17 protein-coding genes and 1 tRNA gene are annotated in these 16,840 nt (G+C 45.6%); 14 read left to right on the top strand and 4 right to left on the bottom strand.

Going from position 1 to position 16,840, the window contains the following annotated elements; all coding sequences use genetic code 11:
* Positions 1-373 precede the first annotated feature (373 nt).
* From guaB to AB3N00_RS30475, 10 genes are all read left to right on the top strand, one after another.
* Positions 374-1,831 (top strand): IMP dehydrogenase, encoded by a 1,458-nt coding sequence (gene guaB, locus AB3N00_RS30520; protein WP_347385083.1) that lies wholly within the window; start codon positions 374-376, stop codon positions 1,829-1,831.
* Positions 1,832-2,282: 451 nt separating this feature from the next.
* Positions 2,283-3,632 (top strand): D-alanyl-D-alanine carboxypeptidase family protein, encoded by a 1,350-nt coding sequence (locus AB3N00_RS30515; protein ID WP_413037784.1) that lies wholly within the window; start codon positions 2,283-2,285, stop codon positions 3,630-3,632.
* Positions 3,633-3,877: 245 nt separating this feature from the next.
* Positions 3,878-4,759 carry a pyridoxal 5'-phosphate synthase subunit PdxS gene (pdxS, locus tag AB3N00_RS30510; protein ID WP_413037781.1) on the top strand — a complete coding sequence of 294 codons (882 nt, stop codon included), beginning with the start codon at positions 3,878-3,880 and terminating at the stop codon, positions 4,757-4,759.
* A 17-nt stretch (positions 4,760-4,776) separates the two neighbouring features.
* Complete coding sequence (pdxT, locus tag AB3N00_RS30505) at positions 4,777-5,367, top strand: pyridoxal 5'-phosphate synthase glutaminase subunit PdxT (protein WP_413037780.1); 591 nt, start codon at positions 4,777-4,779, stop codon at positions 5,365-5,367.
* A gap of 277 nt (positions 5,368-5,644) precedes the next feature.
* Entirely contained in the window at positions 5,645-6,928 is a 1,284-nt protein-coding gene (gene serS, locus AB3N00_RS30500; protein WP_413037779.1) for a serine--tRNA ligase, read from the top strand.
* 147 nt (positions 6,929-7,075) lie between these two features.
* A tRNA-Ser gene (locus AB3N00_RS30495) sits at positions 7,076-7,164 on the top strand.
* A 186-nt stretch (positions 7,165-7,350) separates the two neighbouring features.
* Positions 7,351-7,692 carry a hypothetical protein gene (locus AB3N00_RS30490; protein WP_095293451.1) on the top strand — a complete coding sequence of 114 codons (342 nt, stop codon included), beginning with the start codon at positions 7,351-7,353 and terminating at the stop codon, positions 7,690-7,692.
* A 24-nt stretch (positions 7,693-7,716) separates the two neighbouring features.
* The gene (locus AB3N00_RS30485) at positions 7,717-7,893 is read left to right on the top strand and encodes a hypothetical protein (RefSeq protein ID WP_175394137.1); all 177 of its coding nucleotides are present in this window, start codon (positions 7,717-7,719) and stop codon (positions 7,891-7,893) included.
* 22 nt (positions 7,894-7,915) lie between these two features.
* A complete protein-coding gene (locus tag AB3N00_RS30480; protein WP_095293452.1) occupies positions 7,916-8,068 on the top strand; it encodes a small acid-soluble spore protein P in 153 nt (50 codons plus the stop codon).
* Between the two features lie 268 nt (positions 8,069-8,336).
* Positions 8,337-9,431, top strand: a complete 1,095-nt coding sequence (locus AB3N00_RS30475) for a hypothetical protein (protein ID WP_413037778.1) — start codon at positions 8,337-8,339, stop codon at positions 9,429-9,431.
* A 61-nt stretch (positions 9,432-9,492) separates the two neighbouring features.
* Here AB3N00_RS30475 and AB3N00_RS30470 read toward each other — a convergent pair whose 3' ends face one another.
* Together AB3N00_RS30470 and tadA are read right to left on the bottom strand one after the other, a co-directional pair.
* Positions 9,493-10,083 (bottom strand): GNAT family N-acetyltransferase, encoded by a 591-nt coding sequence (locus tag AB3N00_RS30470; protein WP_413037777.1) that lies wholly within the window; start codon positions 10,081-10,083, stop codon positions 9,493-9,495.
* Positions 10,084-10,120: 37 nt separating this feature from the next.
* Complete coding sequence (tadA, locus tag AB3N00_RS30465; RefSeq protein WP_413037776.1) at positions 10,121-10,621, bottom strand: tRNA adenosine(34) deaminase TadA; 501 nt, start codon at positions 10,619-10,621, stop codon at positions 10,121-10,123.
* 330 nt (positions 10,622-10,951) lie between these two features.
* Here tadA and AB3N00_RS30460 point away from each other — a divergent pair, with 330 nt between their 5' ends.
* Positions 10,952-13,291 carry an ATP-binding protein gene (locus tag AB3N00_RS30460; protein WP_413037775.1) on the top strand — a complete coding sequence of 780 codons (2,340 nt, stop codon included), beginning with the start codon at positions 10,952-10,954 and terminating at the stop codon, positions 13,289-13,291.
* Positions 13,292-13,309: 18 nt separating this feature from the next.
* Complete coding sequence (gene rluF / locus AB3N00_RS30455; RefSeq protein ID WP_413037774.1) at positions 13,310-14,011, top strand: 23S rRNA pseudouridine(2604) synthase RluF; 702 nt, start codon at positions 13,310-13,312, stop codon at positions 14,009-14,011.
* Positions 14,012-14,141: 130 nt separating this feature from the next.
* Here the strand turns inward: rluF and motB are convergent, their stop codons facing one another.
* Positions 14,142-14,960 carry a flagellar motor protein MotB gene (gene motB, locus AB3N00_RS30450; RefSeq protein ID WP_413037773.1) on the bottom strand — a complete coding sequence of 273 codons (819 nt, stop codon included), beginning with the start codon at positions 14,958-14,960 and terminating at the stop codon, positions 14,142-14,144.
* Positions 14,947-15,747 (bottom strand): flagellar motor stator protein MotA, encoded by an 801-nt coding sequence (gene motA / locus AB3N00_RS30445; RefSeq protein WP_095362317.1) that lies wholly within the window; start codon positions 15,745-15,747, stop codon positions 14,947-14,949. Before motA ends, motB begins: the two co-directional genes overlap by 14 nt.
* A gap of 235 nt (positions 15,748-15,982) precedes the next feature.
* On the opposite strand from motA, the gene AB3N00_RS30440 reads away from it, so the two are divergent.
* Together AB3N00_RS30440 and AB3N00_RS30435 are read left to right on the top strand one after the other, a co-directional pair.
* A complete protein-coding gene (locus AB3N00_RS30440; RefSeq protein ID WP_413037783.1) occupies positions 15,983-16,276 on the top strand; it encodes a hypothetical protein in 294 nt (97 codons plus the stop codon).
* Between the two features lie 258 nt (positions 16,277-16,534).
* Complete coding sequence (locus tag AB3N00_RS30435; RefSeq protein WP_175394144.1) at positions 16,535-16,831, top strand: 4a-hydroxytetrahydrobiopterin dehydratase; 297 nt, start codon at positions 16,535-16,537, stop codon at positions 16,829-16,831.
* Positions 16,832-16,840: the final 9 nt, after the last annotated feature.

Here is a 16,840-nt window from a genome sequence, read left to right as displayed (position 1 = left end):
AGGGTCCTGGGAGAGTAGGACGTTGCCAAGCAAAGAACCACTGCCGATGATATTCGGTGGTGGTTTTTATTTGTTTAAAGGCTAATTTGTGGGAGTTCGTTGAAACACAATTTTAAAAGTTTTTAGAGCAAACACCATTTTAAACATCATGGTGTTTTTGTCATATTCGATAGTTGTCCGCACAAGAGATACAGTTGTATGCATGAGACAGTACACCTAATATAACCAGGGACTTTTCCTTGACAGTCTAAATATCGCTTTGCTAAGATGGCAATAATAAATTTTTCAGAAAACGTATTTTCGGCATAAATACTGCCTGAGATCTTCGGGTTTTGGACCGTAAAGCTGAGCAAACATAAGGAGGAACACCTGCGTGTGGGAAGATAAGTTTGGTAAGGAAGGTTTAACCTTTGACGATGTATTGCTAGTGCCACGGAAGTCCGAGACACTGCCAAAAGAAGTGGATGTATCTGTTCGTTTGAGCGACAGCGTAAAGCTGAATATTCCTTTGATTAGTGCGGGTATGGATACCGTTACCGAAGCAACATTGGCTATTGCCATTGCCCGTGAAGGTGGTATTGGTATCATCCACAAAAATATGTCTGTTGAGCAGCAGGCAGAAGAAGTGGACCGGGTTAAACGCTCGGAGAGTGGTGTTATTACCAATCCGTTCTCACTGACTGCTGAGCACCTGGTATCCGATGCAGAAGAAGTTATGGCGAAATACCGGATCTCCGGTGTACCGATTGTTGAAGGTGACCAAAAGCTCGTTGGTATTTTGACAAACCGTGACTTGCGTTTTATCCATGACTACGGTATTAAAATCAGCGAAGTCATGACTCGCGAAAATCTGGTTACTGCTCCTGTAGGTACAACCCTTCAAGAAGCAGAAGGGATTCTCCAAAAGCACAAAATCGAGAAACTTCCATTAGTGGATGAGTCCAACACGCTGAAAGGTCTCATCACGATTAAAGATATTGAAAAAGCGATTCAATTCCCTAATGCAGCCAAAGATGCTCAGGGGCGCCTGTTGGTTGGTGCAGCAATTGGTATCTCCAAGGATACATTTGAACGTGCTGATGCACTCGTACAAGCTGGAGTAGACCTGATCACCGTTGACTCGGCTCATGGACACCACATCAACATCATTGAAGCAGTTCGTCAACTGCGCGAGCGTTTCCCGAATTTGACAATCATTGCAGGTAACGTTGCTACGGGTGCTGCTACCCGCGATCTGATCGAGGCAGGTGCATCAGTTGTCAAAGTGGGTATTGGTCCGGGTTCCATTTGTACAACGCGCGTTATTGCCGGTATAGGTGTACCTCAAGTAACTGCTGTTTACGATTGTGCGACTGTAGCACGTGAATACGGAGTTCCGATCATCGCCGATGGCGGGATTAAATATTCAGGCGAAATTACTAAGGCACTGGCTGCAGGAGCACATGCAGTTATGCTGGGGAGTTTGTTTGCGGGTACAGCAGAAAGTCCGGGAGAAACTGAAATCTTCCAAGGACGAAGCTATAAAGTGTACCGCGGTATGGGTTCAATGGCTGCGATGAAACAAGGCAGTAAAGATCGTTACTTCCAGGATGATGACAAAAAACTGGTTCCGGAAGGCATCGAGGGCCGTGTTGCTTACAAAGGTCCATTGTCTGATACCATTCACCAATTGATCGGCGGTCTGCGCTCGGGTATGGGATATTGCGGAACAAGCAACCTTGAGCAGCTTCGCAACGATACAGGCTTTATCCGTATTACAGGTGCGGGACTTCGCGAAAGTCATCCGCATGATGTACAAATTACTAAAGAAGCACCTAACTACTCGTTGTAATCCGAAGAGAGTTAATTATTTCCAGGACAGGCTTGGCGATTTTCGCCGGGTCTGTCTTTTTTTGCGGATACCCCTGTGATAGAATAGAAAAAGCGGTGACGATCCTTTAATGGATTAGGGCGTTGCGGCGGCTTTTTGACGTGAATCTATGAAAATTTCTTTATATGGTATGTTGGGAACAAAAGGGTGCCCAGCGATAAAGTAGCGCGGACGTCCTTTTACATAAGCATTCACGTAATGCTAACTAAGTGACAATCGATAATGAATTTATGGAGCAATGCTATTGCTCTTTCGATACAGCGCATAAATGACCCATCTCACAACATCTTCTACACCCGTTAGGGACCAAGAAAATCGCAGCTCAAGCTGCACTGAGGCATTAAGTTATGCTTCGGAACGAAGGGAGTATTCATCATTGAAAGCCAAAAAAACGAATAAAAAGAAACGCCAAATGCTCAAAAAAAGCGTAGCCTCGGTTATGCTGGTAAATATGCTGTGCATGTCTGCAGTAATGCCAGTTTTGGCTGCAGCGGATTCTGGTCAGGTACTTACTGCTGCGGCAACAACAACGAAGACAGAGAAAGCGGTTCAAGTCCCTTCTGTAGATTCACTTGGACTTGAAGTCAGATCTGCTGTGCTGATGGAGGCTTCAACAGGCCAGATTTTGCTCAATGTGAATGCAGATAAAGCCATGCCGCCTGCCAGCATGACGAAGATGATGACCGAGTATATTGTCGCTGAGCAGGTTAAGCAAGGGAAATTTGGTTGGGATGATGTAGTTACAGTTAAAAGAAATGCTGCAGAGAGTGTAGGCTCACGTATTTTCCTGGCAGAAGGCGATCAGCATACAGTTAAAGAACTCTATATTGCGATGGCTGTAGGATCTGCAAACGACGCTACGGTAGCTTTGGCGGAATATGTGGCTGGATCTGAAGAAGCTTTTGTCAAAATGATGAATGAAGAAGCGAAACGGATGGGGATGAAGGATACATACTTCATAAACTCCTCAGGTCTGGATCGTGCTGATATGCCTGCGGACTTCCGTCCAGCTGAAGATAAAGAAACGGTCATGTCAGCATTGGACGCAGCGATTCTGTGCAGATACATCATCCAGGATCACCCGGACTACAAAGACTTTACGACTATTCAATCTTACAAATTCCGTCCGAATGATAAAGATCCAATTATCAACTATAACTGGATGTTGGAAGCGAATAAAAATATAACCAATTTCAAAAGCTATGCCTATGAAGGTCTGGACGGGATGAAAACAGGCCATACCACGAATGCAGGAAATAACTTTACAGGTACAGCTGAGCGTGATGGCATGCGTCTGATCAGTGTGGTCATGGGAACCGATTCAGAGCCAGCACGTTTCAGAGAAACGAAGAAAGTTTTGGATTATGGTTATAACAACTTCGAAGTAAAGCAAGCGGTCGCTGGCAAAACCAAAGTGACTGGCTGGGAAGCTGTTCCTCTGAAAAAAGGTAAAGAAACGAATGTACCTGTCGTAACCGATAATGCAGTTAGCTTTGTCGTTCCCAAAGGCACTGAAAACCTGGATGTCACCTTCAAAGCCAACGTAACAGAAGCAGACAAGCTGGTTGCTCCAATCAAAGCAGGAACAAAAGTCGGAACGGTTACTTATACCTATAAGGCGGACGGCATTGAGCCTCAAGAGAAAACAGTTAACCTGATTACCGCAGAAGAGGCAGAAAAAGGCGGATGGTTCCGTCTGTTCTTCCGTGCTGTTAAGGATTTCTTCGTTGATCTGTTTGATGGCATTAAAAACCTGTTCTAATCGTCTATAGTTTAGTATTTCGGCAGAGAAATCCAGTGTTTTGCTATTTGTATCGCTTACACCAGACAATATGCAATTAATTCCTACTGGATGCATTGTATATTTACACATTTTCCGGTAAAATATCAAGTTAGAATTCTACGTATGAATCAGTTGAAAAGTCTAATGTTCTTCTACCCATTACAGCGGATTTTACGCTTTATATAAGGGAAGGAACGGCACATACATTACGGGGGGCATGGAATATGGAAACAGGAACATCACGCGTTAAAAGAGGTATGGCTGAAATGCAAAAAGGCGGCGTCATCATGGACGTCATGAATGCCGAGCAAGCTAAAATCGCTGAAGCAGCAGGTGCAACAGCTGTTATGGCTTTGGAACGTGTTCCTTCTGATATTCGTGCAGCTGGCGGAGTAGCTCGTATGGCTGATCCGACAATTGTTGAAGAAGTGATGAAAGTTGTATCGATTCCGGTAATGGCGAAAGCACGGATCGGTCATTATGTTGAAGCAAAAGTGCTTGAATCACTCGGTGTCGACTATTTGGATGAGAGTGAAGTACTCACTCCAGCGGATGAAGTATTCCATATTGATAAGCACGAATTCACTGTACCATTTGTATGTGGTGCCAAAGACTTGGGAGAAGCACTGCGCCGGATCGGTGAAGGAGCTTCCATGATTCGTACCAAAGGTGAACCGGGAACGGGAAATATCGTAGAAGCAGTACGTCACATGCGTTTTATCAACAGCCAGATTCGTAAAGTAACCAACATGTCCAAGGACGAGCTGTATGCAGAAGCTAAAAACCTTGGCGTTGCTTATGAGCTGCTCCTTGATGTACATGAAAATGGAAAATTGCCTGTGGTGAACTTTGCAGCTGGCGGAGTAGCTACTCCTGCAGATGCGGCCCTGATGATGCACTTGGGTGCAGATGGCGTATTTGTTGGCTCAGGGATCTTTAAATCGGACAGCCCTGAGAAATTCGCACGTGCTATCGTGGAAGCGACAACGCATTACACAGATTACAAACTGATTGCTGAAGTGTCCAAAAACCTTGGAGCACCGATGAAAGGGATCGAAATCTCCAAACTTACTGCTTCTGAACGTATGCAGGATCGCGGCTGGTAAGAGAAGGGGAATTGCAGATGAAGATTGGTGTTTTAGCACTTCAAGGTGCAGTTACCGAACATATTCGCAGTGTTGAACGGGCAGGAGCAGAGGGACTGGCTGTAAAACAGGTTGCGCAGTTGGATGAACTGGACGGCCTGATCCTTCCTGGCGGTGAGAGCACCACGATCGGCAAACTGATGCGTAAATATGGGTTCATGGAAGCCATTCGGGACTTCGCTGCAAAGGGTAAACCGGTGTTTGGTACCTGTGCAGGCCTGATTGTTATGGCTGAACGTATTACGGGACAGGAAGAAGCCCACTTGGAATTGATGGATATGACGGTCTCCAGAAATGCATTTGGACGGCAGAGAGAAAGTTTTGAAACAGATCTGCCTGTCAAAGGGATTAAGGAAACAGTAAGAGCGGTGTTTATCCGTGCACCTTTGATCGAGAGTGTTGGGGAACAGGTTGAGGTACTTTCCACTTACAAAGGTGAAATTGTTACTGCACGTCAAGGACACTTGCTGGCCTGCTCCTATCATCCTGAATTGACCGATGATTATCGCCTGCATGCTTATTTCGTTGAAATGGCCCAATCGTATAAGCAGTCGGTCCAGAACCAATAGTGTATGATATACAACCTATGATATCCCGGTAAAATTGGATCACTCCTACTACAGCCTGTAAGGCTGCAGGAGGAGCTGTATCTGGTCGGATGCCTGATGTTGCCCGTATCTGCTTCCAAAGCGGGAATCGCAGCGTAGGGTGTCACCGGGGTTCCATAGGTTGTTTTTTTATTTTAGAATTTGATTAAGATTAAGTTATACGGGACTCCACAAAGGCTGTGTATAGGTTTAGGCTTATTTGCATGGTTTTTGTGTGGTTATTTAGGAGGAGTATGTCATGCTAGATGTGAAGATATTGCGGAATGAATATGCACGTGTGGAAGAAGCGTTAACGAACCGGGGCAAGTCACTCGACCTCATTGCTGGATTCTCCGAGATGGATGCGAAGCGTCGGGAATTGCTGCAAGAGAGTGAAACGCTGAAGAACCGCCGGAATACGGTGTCCGGTGAAGTGGCCAAGCTTAAAAAGAATCGTGAGAATGCAGATGAATTGATTGTTGAGATGCGTGAAGTGTCCGATCGGATCAAAGCAATGGACGAAGAAGTCCGTGAACTGGAAGCAAAGATTAACGATTTGACTATGGCGATCCCTAACATTCCGAATGAGAGTGTACCTGTGGGTGCGTCTGAGGACGATAATGTGGAGATTCGCCGCTGGTCGGAACCTAAGTCATTTGCTTTTACTCCAAAAGCACACTGGGAAATCGCGCAGGATCTTGATATCCTTGATTTTGAAGCTGCTGCCAAAGTAACGGGTTCCCGTTTTACGTTTTATAAAGGGCTTGGTGCACGTCTGGAGCGTGCCCTGATTAATTTCATGATGGATCTGCACAGTGATCAGCATGGATACGAGGAGATTTTGCCTCCATACATCGTTAACCGTGACAGTCTTTTCGGAACAGGTCAATTGCCGAAGTTCGAAGAAGATCTGTTCAAGCTGAAAGACACAGAATATTACCTGATTCCTACGGCAGAAGTTCCGGTAACGAACTATCATCGCGAAGAGATTCTGAATGCAGAAGATCTGCCGAAGCACTTTGTGGCATACAGCTCATGTTTTCGCTCCGAGGCCGGTTCGGCTGGACGTGATACACGCGGATTGATCCGTCAGCACCAATTCAACAAGGTTGAGCTGCTCAAACTGTCTTCCCCCGAGACTTCTTACGAGGAACTGGAGAAAATGACGCAAAATGCAGAGCGTGTGCTTCAGTTGCTGGAACTGCCGTACCGCGTTCTTACGCTGTGCACAGCAGATATGGGCTTCACTTCTGCCAAAACCTACGATCTTGAGGTATGGTTGCCAGAGAGCAATACATATCGTGAAATCTCTTCCTGCTCAAACTGTGAGGATTTCCAGGCACGCCGTGCCAACATTCGTTTCCGCAGAGAGCCAAAAGCTAAACCTGAGTTTGTTCATACGCTGAACGGATCAGGATTGGCAGTTGGACGTACAGTAGCTGCCATTCTGGAGAATTATCAACAGGAAGACGGAACGGTAGTTATTCCGGAAGCGCTGCGTCCATACATGGGCGGAATCAGTGTAATTGCACGTCGTTCTTAACATAAGAGTACGGTTCTATCCTTAGAATAAAAAAATCAGCCCGTCATTCATTTTAATGACGGGTTATTTTGTAGAAAAGCTTGCTTTTTAATATGAGAATGTGGTATGATCTATTTCGTGGCAAGTTTATAAAACTTCAATTTTTCTGGAGAGGTACCGAAGCGGTCATAACGGGGCGGTCTTGAAAACCGTTAGGGTGCAAGCCCACGTGGGTTCGAATCCCACCCTCTCCGCCATACTACACTTATGACAAGGATTCGAGCGTTAAGCTCGGGTCCTTTTTTGCGTCTGCATGTTTTGGCCTGCCCAGAGTACATACCATGAGAATGGATAGTTATAATATCTATACTTGGCTATTTGAGCTCCTTTGAATGTATAAAAACATCTTTTTCGCCGCATTTTATAGGAGTGGAGGTGGTTAGATGAACCGCGAGTTAAACATAGATCAGACAGAGCTTGTAGGTGCGTGGCAGGAACGTTTGCCTGAAGTCCTGAATGTCGGTGATCAGGCTCAGGTAATGGCAGATGAAGCCGATCAGAAGGCAATACGGATTCATATCGCGACTGCAGGGCACCAAATGTACTCATTCGATTTCAAATGCGCGTATGTGGACTCCCGGGAGGTCAGTGTACAGCTGATTGATGTGGAACGGGATGGACAAACGACAGATGAGCGTACAGAACCCATTCAGGAGCTGGCTCAGGATTATACACGGCACATTCATGAATGCGCCCAGTCGTTACAGTCCAAGACAAGAACATAGACCGAATTGAAGGAGTGAATCGGAGTGAGCAAAGGCAAAGCCGGGATTGATAAAAACTTGCAGAATGTTGTCGCTGATCTGGAACAGCCGGCCGTAAATAGCCATCATGCGCAGCAGATTCAGCAGGATACAAATGATCGTCGTCATCAGGATTCGCTGAATCATGACAAAACGGAAGATATGGATCCATCCCATTCCTAATACATGAAGAGGGGGTAACTGCATGAGCAAACCCAAAGCGATACCAGTACCTGAAGTTCAAGCTGCTGAACAACATCGGCGCCCGGAAAAGCATTCATCCGGACAGGAACCTCTTTCGGGGTCAAAAAAAGTTAAAAATCAAAATCATGTGGATCATAACAACCCTCAAGGATAAGAGAATAAACAAAGTATCACTTGTAGTTTGAGAAACATGTACTTCTTCTTCTATACAGAACCCCCTGTTACCTAACAGGGGGTTTTTGCGTATTCATACATAGATAGAGACCAGTGGTTGAGGATATGTAAAGCTAACATAGGTCTTTGTAGCCATTTTAGAGTGGAAAGATCACAAATTTCCCAAATCGTGTTTCCGTTTCAGAATAAATGGTATATCATTGATGTTGAATTACTTTTTTGGGGTTATCACGAGAGGAGAGAAACAAATGACTAAACGTATGGGGGCGCTGCTTCTAACGTTGCTGTTAACCGTATCCTTGGCTTTAACAGCATGTAGCAGCAAACAAGAACCAAAAGAGGCACTGAAGACGGCCGCAGCCAATGCTTCTAAACTGACTTCGTATGAGATGAGTTCCAATTTTACAATTAATGAATTGAGCTATAAACCTGCAGACGAGTCACAACAAGATCCAACAATGACACAGTTTATGAGCATGCTGAAGGATGCCCAGTTTAACGTAACTGGCGTTTACCAAAGCGAGCCAATGCAGACGGAAATGACAGTTAGCCTTGAGCTCAAGGGTGATATGGGTATGACATTCACCATTCCAATGGTGATGACAGCGGAGAAGCTTTATGTGAAAGTGCCGAGCATTCCGTTCTTCCCAATTCCGGAAACAGTGGTTGGCAAATTCCTGGAGCTGGATCTGAAAGAACTGGCTGAGCAAGAGGGTACCGAATGGAATCCTGACGCTATGGACGCAGCCAAAACACAAAAGCTGAGTAACGAAGTTATGGACGCTGTTCTGAGTGAATATGACCAGGATAAATTCTTCAAAAACGTAGATGTTAAGGATGCACAGCTTCCAGAAGGTGTAGATGCCAAACAGGTCGTGCAGTTCTCCGTTAACAACGACAACGTAAAAGAAGCAATTACTGTACTGGTAACTAAAGCAATGCCTAAAGTATTGGACATCTTGTCCAAGGAAGAATATCGCGATATGCTGCAAATGGATCAGGCTGATATTGATCAAGCCAAAGAGGATCTGAATATCACTGAAGCGGATCAGGCTGAAATGTCGAAGGATCTGGATCAGTTGAAAGACATTTTAACAATTAACAAGTTCAACATCGATTTCGCATTGGATAAGCAAGACTTCCCGGTGTATCAAAAGATTGCTGCTGATCTGCTGATCAAACCAGTAGATACCAAAGATGAAGTGAAGTTGGCCTTCACCGGTTCCAACACTTACACGAAAATCAATGAGAAGGCAGCTTTCAAAATCAATATCCCTACAGGTGAAAACGTGATTACTATGGAAGAGTTCGAGGAACTGATGAACACTTCCTACGGATACTAAGTTCACCAAAAATATCGAGTGAGAAAAAAGCCGCTTCGACTTTAAGTCGAACGGCTTTTTGTTATATTAAGTTCTTGATCTGTTTACGCAGCGATTCGGATAAGTCCTCAGCAAGGACAGCATAAATCCGGTGATCCTGATAGCTTCCGTTAATTTTCAGATATTTACGAGCGATTCCTTCCGCTTGAAAGCCGTTCTTCTCCAGCACACGCATGGAACCGGTGTTGGAGGGCAGGATGGCTGCCTGAACACGATTCAGCTTCAGGGCACGGAAGGCATAGCCTACAGCCAGTTTAACAGCGGCAGTCATCCGTCCACCGCCTTGATAGTCAGGATGGATAAAGTAGCCCATATCGGCATAATTGGCAACACCGTATGAAACGTTGTTTAGACTAACTTGTCCAATCAGAATGTCATCCGTAATGGTGTAAATTCCAAATTGATAACCGCTTCCTTCTTCTGCCGCTTTTAATCTATCTTCAATCCGTCTTCTTTGAGCATTCAGCGTATAGAACTCATCATCCCGAAGAGGCTCTACAGCTTGATAGGGAATGCGGGTGACCTGAATCAAGTCAAGGTAGGCTTGTGTATCATCGATCGTGAGCAGCCGAAGGCTAATCCCGTTCGGGGTATCATATAGTGTCAAGGCCATCGTTATGCACGTCCTTTCAAGAGTGGGAATATAGATATTACTTTTTGCGCAAACGACGGAAAAATTGAGTCAGCATGGTGGAGCATTCAGGCTGGAGGACATCAGGGATCACTTCGGTTCGATGGTTGAACCGGGGTTCCTGCAGCAGATTCATTAGGGTCCCGGCACATCCTGCCTTGGGATCAGCGGTGCCATATATGACGCGGGGGACTCGGGACTGGACGATTGCACCTGCGCACATCGGACAAGGCTCCAGTGTGACATACAGACTGCAGTCAAGCAAACGCCATGCTCCAATCGTTTCGCTCGCCTGACGAATTGCGACCATCTCCGCATGAGCAGTGGAATCGAGAGTGGTTTCACGCAAATTATATCCTCGCCCGATGATCTGATTGTTTTGCACAATTACAGCTCCAATAGGTACCTCTCCGAGCGCCTCAGCCTTATAGGCCTCAGCAATCGCTTCCCGCATCCAAAATTCGTGCTGTGATTCCTCCGAAAGATGAGAGAGATCAAGCGTAGTTGAGTGTTCGTTCATTACAGTAAAGCTCCTTCCAAAGCATTTATTCAGCGAACAAATATTCGTTTGTTAACATGATGTGCATAAGTCTGTGGATAACTACCGAGTTGCTCACATAGTTATGAACATACTATCCACAAGCCTGTGGATTTGTGTATAATTTTAGTGATTAATCTCATTGTAGGCACCGAAAAGACAAAAAACAATGAAATTCGCGCTTTTCAGCCAAGCGGTAACTTTTGGACTAGGGGCATTTATCCTTTTCAAAACCCCACACAACCGTTATGATGGAGATAGGTTTTGCCATATATCGCCAGAGGGTACAAGCCGTGAGGTGAACAAAAAAAGTTGTCTATTAAAACGAAATTATCCATGATTATGTCGTGCTCGGTGCTTGTTATTCTGGTTCTGAATATCGCGCTGAGTTATTATACTACAGAGGAAAATCTTAGACAGGACAGCGAAACTAAAATGGTCCTTACGGCCAAACAGATTGCAATTTCTGTCGAACAAAATCAAAATAGTTTGGATTATGTAAAACGCCAGATTGGAAATAATCTATGGCTTGCTTCAGTCATGGCTGCAGAAGAATTGGACCCGGATATTAATAATATCACAAATGAAGAACTCGTACGCCTGAGCAAAAAAGTGGGGGTATCCCATATCTCTCTCATGGAGCAAACAGAGGATGATATCGTTGTAACCCGTTCTTCAGATCCACGAGAAGTCGGTTTATCCACAAAGAAGATGACGTATTGGTATCAGGCATTTAAGCAATTGTTCGAAAAACATCAGGTTACCATCACCCAGGGACAGAAATTGGACCATTTTTGGTCCGATGGCTTCGAGTACTCTACATCCAGTCCATCGGATATTGATATCTGGGGTTATTATCATGATGGGAAGAGGAACTACATAATCAATCCCTTCTATAATAATGCTGAAGTTGATGACTATGTGAAGATCTCTGGTCCGGATGAGATTTTGACCAAGATTCGTGAAGTGAATCCTTCCATTTTGGAGATTACAGGTATCAATCCATTGACTTTTGGCAGTCCAAACATGAGTAACGATGGAAGGGATAGCAATTACAGCAAGTTGAATAATAGACCGATTCGCTTTGGTACGTATCAGTATGGTACTGCAGATGAAGATCACCGTGCGGTGGTGAGGGCCATCCGTACCGGGCAGAACGTTTCTTTTGTCAGTGAGACGCATGATCAGAAGGTGTTAAAAAGTTTTATCCCTATTTTCACTCCGAATGAAGCGTCCTATGTGATCAGTATTGTCATGGACTATAAACAAATATCCTCCATGGTATCCGAACAATTGGTCAGCCATGCTTCCATATCATTGGTGCTGCTGGAAATCGTCATCTTTGGCAGCTATTTGCTAGCAGGATACATCACACGTCCGATTCAATCCATTCTGGGCAAGGTCAATGATGTGGCTGATGGACACTTCGACTTCCGTCTGAAAGTGAGAAGGAAGGATGAACTGGGTCAACTGGCCAATCGGATTAATGCCATGATTCGCAATCTGGGTCACTATACCAACCGGCTAAAACAGATGTATGAAGAGAATAGGGCCGTCAAAGAACATCTGGAATCCATCATTAATCAGACCGCGGATGCCATTCATATTACGGATCTTGAAGGAAAGGTGCTGCGGGTAAACCGGGCGTTCGAGCAGTTATATGGCTGGCGGAGCCGTGAAGTTGAAAACCGCAAGCTGAAGATCATCCCGCCTGAAGCAGAAGAGGAAATGAAGGAACAGCATGCTCAGTTAGTCGAGGGGCTGTCCATCACATCTAATGAAACCGTTTGGATGAAAAAAGATGGCACACGGGTTGAGGTTAGTGTCAGCACCGCACCCGTACGAGACGAACTGGGCGAGATTACAGCACTGATCAGCGTATCCAGGGATATCACAAGCCGCAACCGTATGGAAGAGCTGCTTCGCCGCTCAGAGAAGCTGACAACTGTAGGCCAACTGGCTGCAGGTGTTGCGCATGAGATCCGTAATCCGCTTACGACACTGCGCGGCTTCCTGCAGCTTCAGCAAGAGACGAACAAGCTTAATCATCGCCATCTCGATTTGATGCTGTCTGAGCTTGATCGCATCAATCTGATTGTAGGTGAGTTCCTGATTTTGGCCAAGCCGCAGGCTGTTCACTTCCAGGAACGGGATATTCGCTTCATTCTTGGCGATGTCATCTCCCTGCTGGATAGTCAAGCGCACCTGCATGGGGTAGAATTTGTATTAAGTGCGTCACCTGATTCAGCTATGGTACACTGTGAAGAGAATCAGCTGAAGCAAGTGTTTATCAATCTGCTCAAGAACGGTATGGAAGCCATGCCGGACGGAGGCAGCATTCGGATTCGTCTTCATCATGACGAGGAGCTGAACCGGGTACGGATTGAAATTAAGGATGAGGGCATTGGGATTCCGGAAGAAATGATGCCGAAGCTTGGCGAGCCGTTCTTTACCAACAAGGAGTCTGGGACAGGGCTTGGTTTAATGGTCAGTCAGCGCATCATTCAATCACATAAGGGCATGATGGATATTAAAAGCGTCATGAACAAGGGCACGACCGTTATCATTGACCTTCCTGCTTCCAAACAGCTTTCGGAGAGCGCGGAGGGAGAGACTCAGGCGGATCATGCTCCTACAGACGAAGAGAACTAGATGAGGTGAGATTACCTTTTGCGTATTAATAAATTTATTAGTGAAACAGGTTATTGTTCCCGGCGTGAAGCGGACAAATTGGTGGAGAGCGGGAAAGTGACCATTAATGGTGTAACCGCTGAATTGGGCAGTCAGGCAGAAGAAGGCGATGACGTACGCATCAATGGTCAGCCCATTAAGGAAAAAAGAAAACATGTATACATTGCGCTGAATAAACCTGTCGGCATAACGAGCACAACCGAACGGCATATTCAGGGGAATATTGTTGACTTTGTAGGCCACAAGGAGCGCATTTTTCCGATCGGTCGACTGGATAAGGATTCGGAAGGACTTATTCTGATGACTAACGATGGGGATATCGTTAATCGGATCCTCAGAGCAGAGGGTCGGCATGAGAAAGAATACATTGTTACAGTGGACCGTCCGGTCACGCCGAGTTTTCTGAAGGGTATGAGTACAGGTGTCAAAATTCTTGGCGAAATGACGCTGCCCTGTACCGTTACAAGGATCTCCGAGCGTGTATTCCGCATTATACTGACCGAGGGGAAAAACCGGCAGATTCGCAGGATGTGTAGTGCATTTGGTTATGAGGTGCGCAAACTGAAGCGTGTTCGTATCATGAATATTCATCTTGGCGAACAGGCTTCAGGCAAATGGAGAGCACTGACAGCAGCAGAAAAATCGGAATTGGGTAGTCTGCTGGACTACACTTTGGAGTAAGATTTCATTTTCTTAAAAAGCTCTACCTCCCTTGCTGAAGGGCAGGCAGAGCCTTTTTTGTTTTAACAAACGGAGCATACAAAAAAGCCGCTCTCCTCTAACCTAGAGAAGAACGACCCCGTATAAGCTTCTAGTTTGCTTGATTGACTGATTTGACAGCCTTATTGTTACTTTGATATTTCCGGATAATTGAAACCTCTACACGGCGGTTCTGTGCCCGTCCGACGTTGGTTTGGTTGCTGGCGATCGGGTGGTACTCTCCATAACCGCTAGGTGTGAATTTCGCAGGATCGAGTGCATCGTTCAATAACAGGATTTTAAGGAAGTTCAGCGCGCGATCCGCACTCAGATCCCAGTTATCCTTATATTGGCTGTTCGAAATGGGAATATTATCAGTGTGGCCAGATACAACCACCTCATATTCCGGGAATTCCTGCAGCATGTTGGATATGGCTTTCGCCAGTGAGCGTGATTCAGGCTTCACATCTGCCCGGCCTGAAGAGAACAGAGCATTATCACTGATGGTGATCTTCAGTTCAGACTGATTCAGCTTAGTGTTGAGTTGGTCGGAAAGCCCGTTTTTTCCAATATATTGGTCCAGTTGTTTCTTGAGTTTTTCGAGATCTTCCTGCTCTTTTTGAGCCATCTGTGCATCGGTTATCTGAGCAGACTTGTTTTTGGTGATCTCTTCAGGCACCTGTTTGTTTTTGCCCAGGTCTGTAGTGGCTTCCGTAGGGTTCATGGATGTATGATCCAGTACACCTGCGCCACCGTTCAACGCACTGCTCAATGCCGAAGCCATCTGCTCGAACTTGGCTGCATCGAGTGAGCTCATGGAGAACAGGGTGATAAACAGGGCAAGCAACAGTGTCATCAAGTCAGAATACGGGAGCAACCAGCTCTCGTCTATATGTTCTTCATGCGGCTCATGTTTTTTAGCCTTTTTCACCTGATGATCCCTCCTTCTCTTCCAGCTGTCTACGTTCGGAAGGTGTCAGGAATACAGATAATTTTTGGTTGATGGCAATGGTGGATACACCGGATTGAATGGATAACAATCCTTCAACCATCATCAGCTTGATCTCCATCTCTTTCTTGGACATCCGCTTCAACTTGTTGGACATAGGATGCCACAACACGTAACCACTAAAAATACCAAGGAGTGTAGCGATAAACGCAGCCGCAATAGCATGAGACAGTTTTTCCATATCACTAAGGTCGGCCAGGGCTGCAATCAGACCTACAACGGCCCCGAGAACCCCGAGTGTTGGTGCGTACATCCCCGCTTGTGCAAAGATTAATGCTCCACCACGGTGACGCTCCTCTGTGGCATGGATATCTTCCATCAAAACATCACTAACAAATTCCTGGTCGTTGCCGTCAATAATCATGCGCATACCGCTGCGAAGGAATTGATCATCAATCTCTTCGACTTTTGATTCCAGTGCCAGCAAACCTTCACGACGGGTAGTGGAAGCCCAATCCATAAATGTGCCGATCAGAGAAACACGGTCAATCAGTTGCTGTTTTTTGAACAATACCCCGAAAAGCTTGGGGATTTTCTTAACTTCAGACATTGGAAATGCCATGAAGATTGTTGCTGCTGTACCAACAAAGATAATAACGTAGGCTGCCGGGTTGTTAACCAGATTGATCAGGGGAGCACCCTTCAGGAACATCCCGAGTACAAGTGAAACCAGCCCCAAAACTAGTCCGATAATTGTTGAAATTTCCATCATACACCTCATCCATGAGATAAAATTGAATCCTTTCAAGCGGCTGTATTCGGGCTTCCGGACGAATGTTTGGCCGCAATCCGTTTAACCTTTGGCATTTTATAGAAATGCTGTAACAGTTAAAACGGTCATGTATAGTATTTATCGACCAGTAGGCCTTTTTTTTTAAGGGTTATTTTCAGGTATAATAAGAACAAATCAGCTCTTTAGGGGCCAAACAGGAGTGAAAAAGCCAATGGGCGTAAAGCATGGACGGGATTATGAAGGAATATTGACAGATTTGACAGAGGCAATTGGCCGCATACCGGACCGGTATGTATTCTTTGAAATGGATGCGGAGGAGTGGGCCCGTCTGGGTGAAAATGAGCAGCTGGAGGTGGATGAGGCTCTGGCAGAGGACTTGTTCTATGCTCTGGGGACACAGTCGGTCATTCCTGTAGGGAGTGGTGTGGTTATTCATGACAAGGAGCAGCACCGCATTCATATTTTGATTGGGGAAGAAGAACTGACATTTGTACCGCTAATCTAGTGCGAAATCAAGGGCTGTTTTAGCATCGAAACCAAGAGGGGAAACTCTTGGAAGCCTTGCGGGTATTGGTTCTAACCCGATTCGCAGTATTGGATTTTGAGTGATGTACGTGGTAAGATGATAGTCATGAAACGGGCGGACCGCAGAGCGGTTAACCTATGACGGTTGGAGTTACTGTGGTAGCACCAAGGTTTCGATGACATGAGGAACGGGGAAAGATATTACCCTAGTGTCATCTTATGGGGAGGAAGATAACGTATGGTTTTTACGCAAGAGGAAGTCGAAGCTCATCTGGGAAGGCTTGAAGGCTGGGAACTGGAAGAGGGACGGTGGATTATCCGCAAGTTCGTATTTTCCAACTATATGAAAGGGATTGCATTCGTGGATGAGGTCGCCGCGATCTCGGAAGCGTTCAATCATCATCCTTTTATTACAATTGATTATACAACGGTTACCCTGCGTCTCACATCGTGGGATGAGGGTGGAATTACATCTGTAGATATTAAGGAAGCAGAGCAATTTAACGAAACGTTTGAGAAAATGAGGACGACATAGCCGGGAGTA

Origin of the sequence: Paenibacillus xylanilyticus (assembly GCF_047246825.1) — a bacterium.
GTDB classification, from domain to species: Bacteria; Bacillota; Bacilli; order Paenibacillales; family Paenibacillaceae; genus Paenibacillus; species Paenibacillus xylanilyticus_B.
Note: the sequence above shows the minus strand (reverse complement) of the source record. Positions and strands in the feature narration are given on the sequence as shown.

What these genes read in the sequence shown, in the direction of transcription:
- AB3N00_RS30475 (WP_413037778.1), top strand. Translation starts at nt 8,337, where the DNA reads ATGACTAAACGTATGGGGGCGCTGCTTCTAACGTTGCTGTTAACCGTA.
- AB3N00_RS30435 (WP_175394144.1), top strand. Translation starts at nt 16,535, where the DNA reads ATGGTTTTTACGCAAGAGGAAGTCGAAGCTCATCTGGGAAGGCTTGAA.
- AB3N00_RS30490 (WP_095293451.1), top strand. Translation starts at nt 7,351, where the DNA reads ATGAACCGCGAGTTAAACATAGATCAGACAGAGCTTGTAGGTGCGTGG.
- pdxS (WP_413037781.1), top strand. Translation starts at nt 3,878, where the DNA reads ATGGAAACAGGAACATCACGCGTTAAAAGAGGTATGGCTGAAATGCAA.
- AB3N00_RS30480 (WP_095293452.1), top strand. Translation starts at nt 7,916, where the DNA reads ATGAGCAAACCCAAAGCGATACCAGTACCTGAAGTTCAAGCTGCTGAA.
- pdxT (WP_413037780.1), top strand. Translation starts at nt 4,777, where the DNA reads ATGAAGATTGGTGTTTTAGCACTTCAAGGTGCAGTTACCGAACATATT.
- AB3N00_RS30470 (WP_413037777.1), bottom strand. Translation starts at nt 10,083, where the DNA reads ATGGCCTTGACACTATATGATACCCCGAACGGGATTAGCCTTCGGCTG.
- motA (WP_095362317.1), bottom strand. Translation starts at nt 15,747, where the DNA reads ATGGAAATTTCAACAATTATCGGACTAGTTTTGGGGCTGGTTTCACTT.
- AB3N00_RS30515 (WP_413037784.1), top strand. Translation starts at nt 2,283, where the DNA reads ATGCTCAAAAAAAGCGTAGCCTCGGTTATGCTGGTAAATATGCTGTGC.
- serS (WP_413037779.1), top strand. Translation starts at nt 5,645, where the DNA reads ATGCTAGATGTGAAGATATTGCGGAATGAATATGCACGTGTGGAAGAA.
- tadA (WP_413037776.1), bottom strand. Translation starts at nt 10,621, where the DNA reads ATGAACGAACACTCAACTACGCTTGATCTCTCTCATCTTTCGGAGGAA.
- AB3N00_RS30440 (WP_413037783.1), top strand. Translation starts at nt 15,983, where the DNA reads ATGGGCGTAAAGCATGGACGGGATTATGAAGGAATATTGACAGATTTG.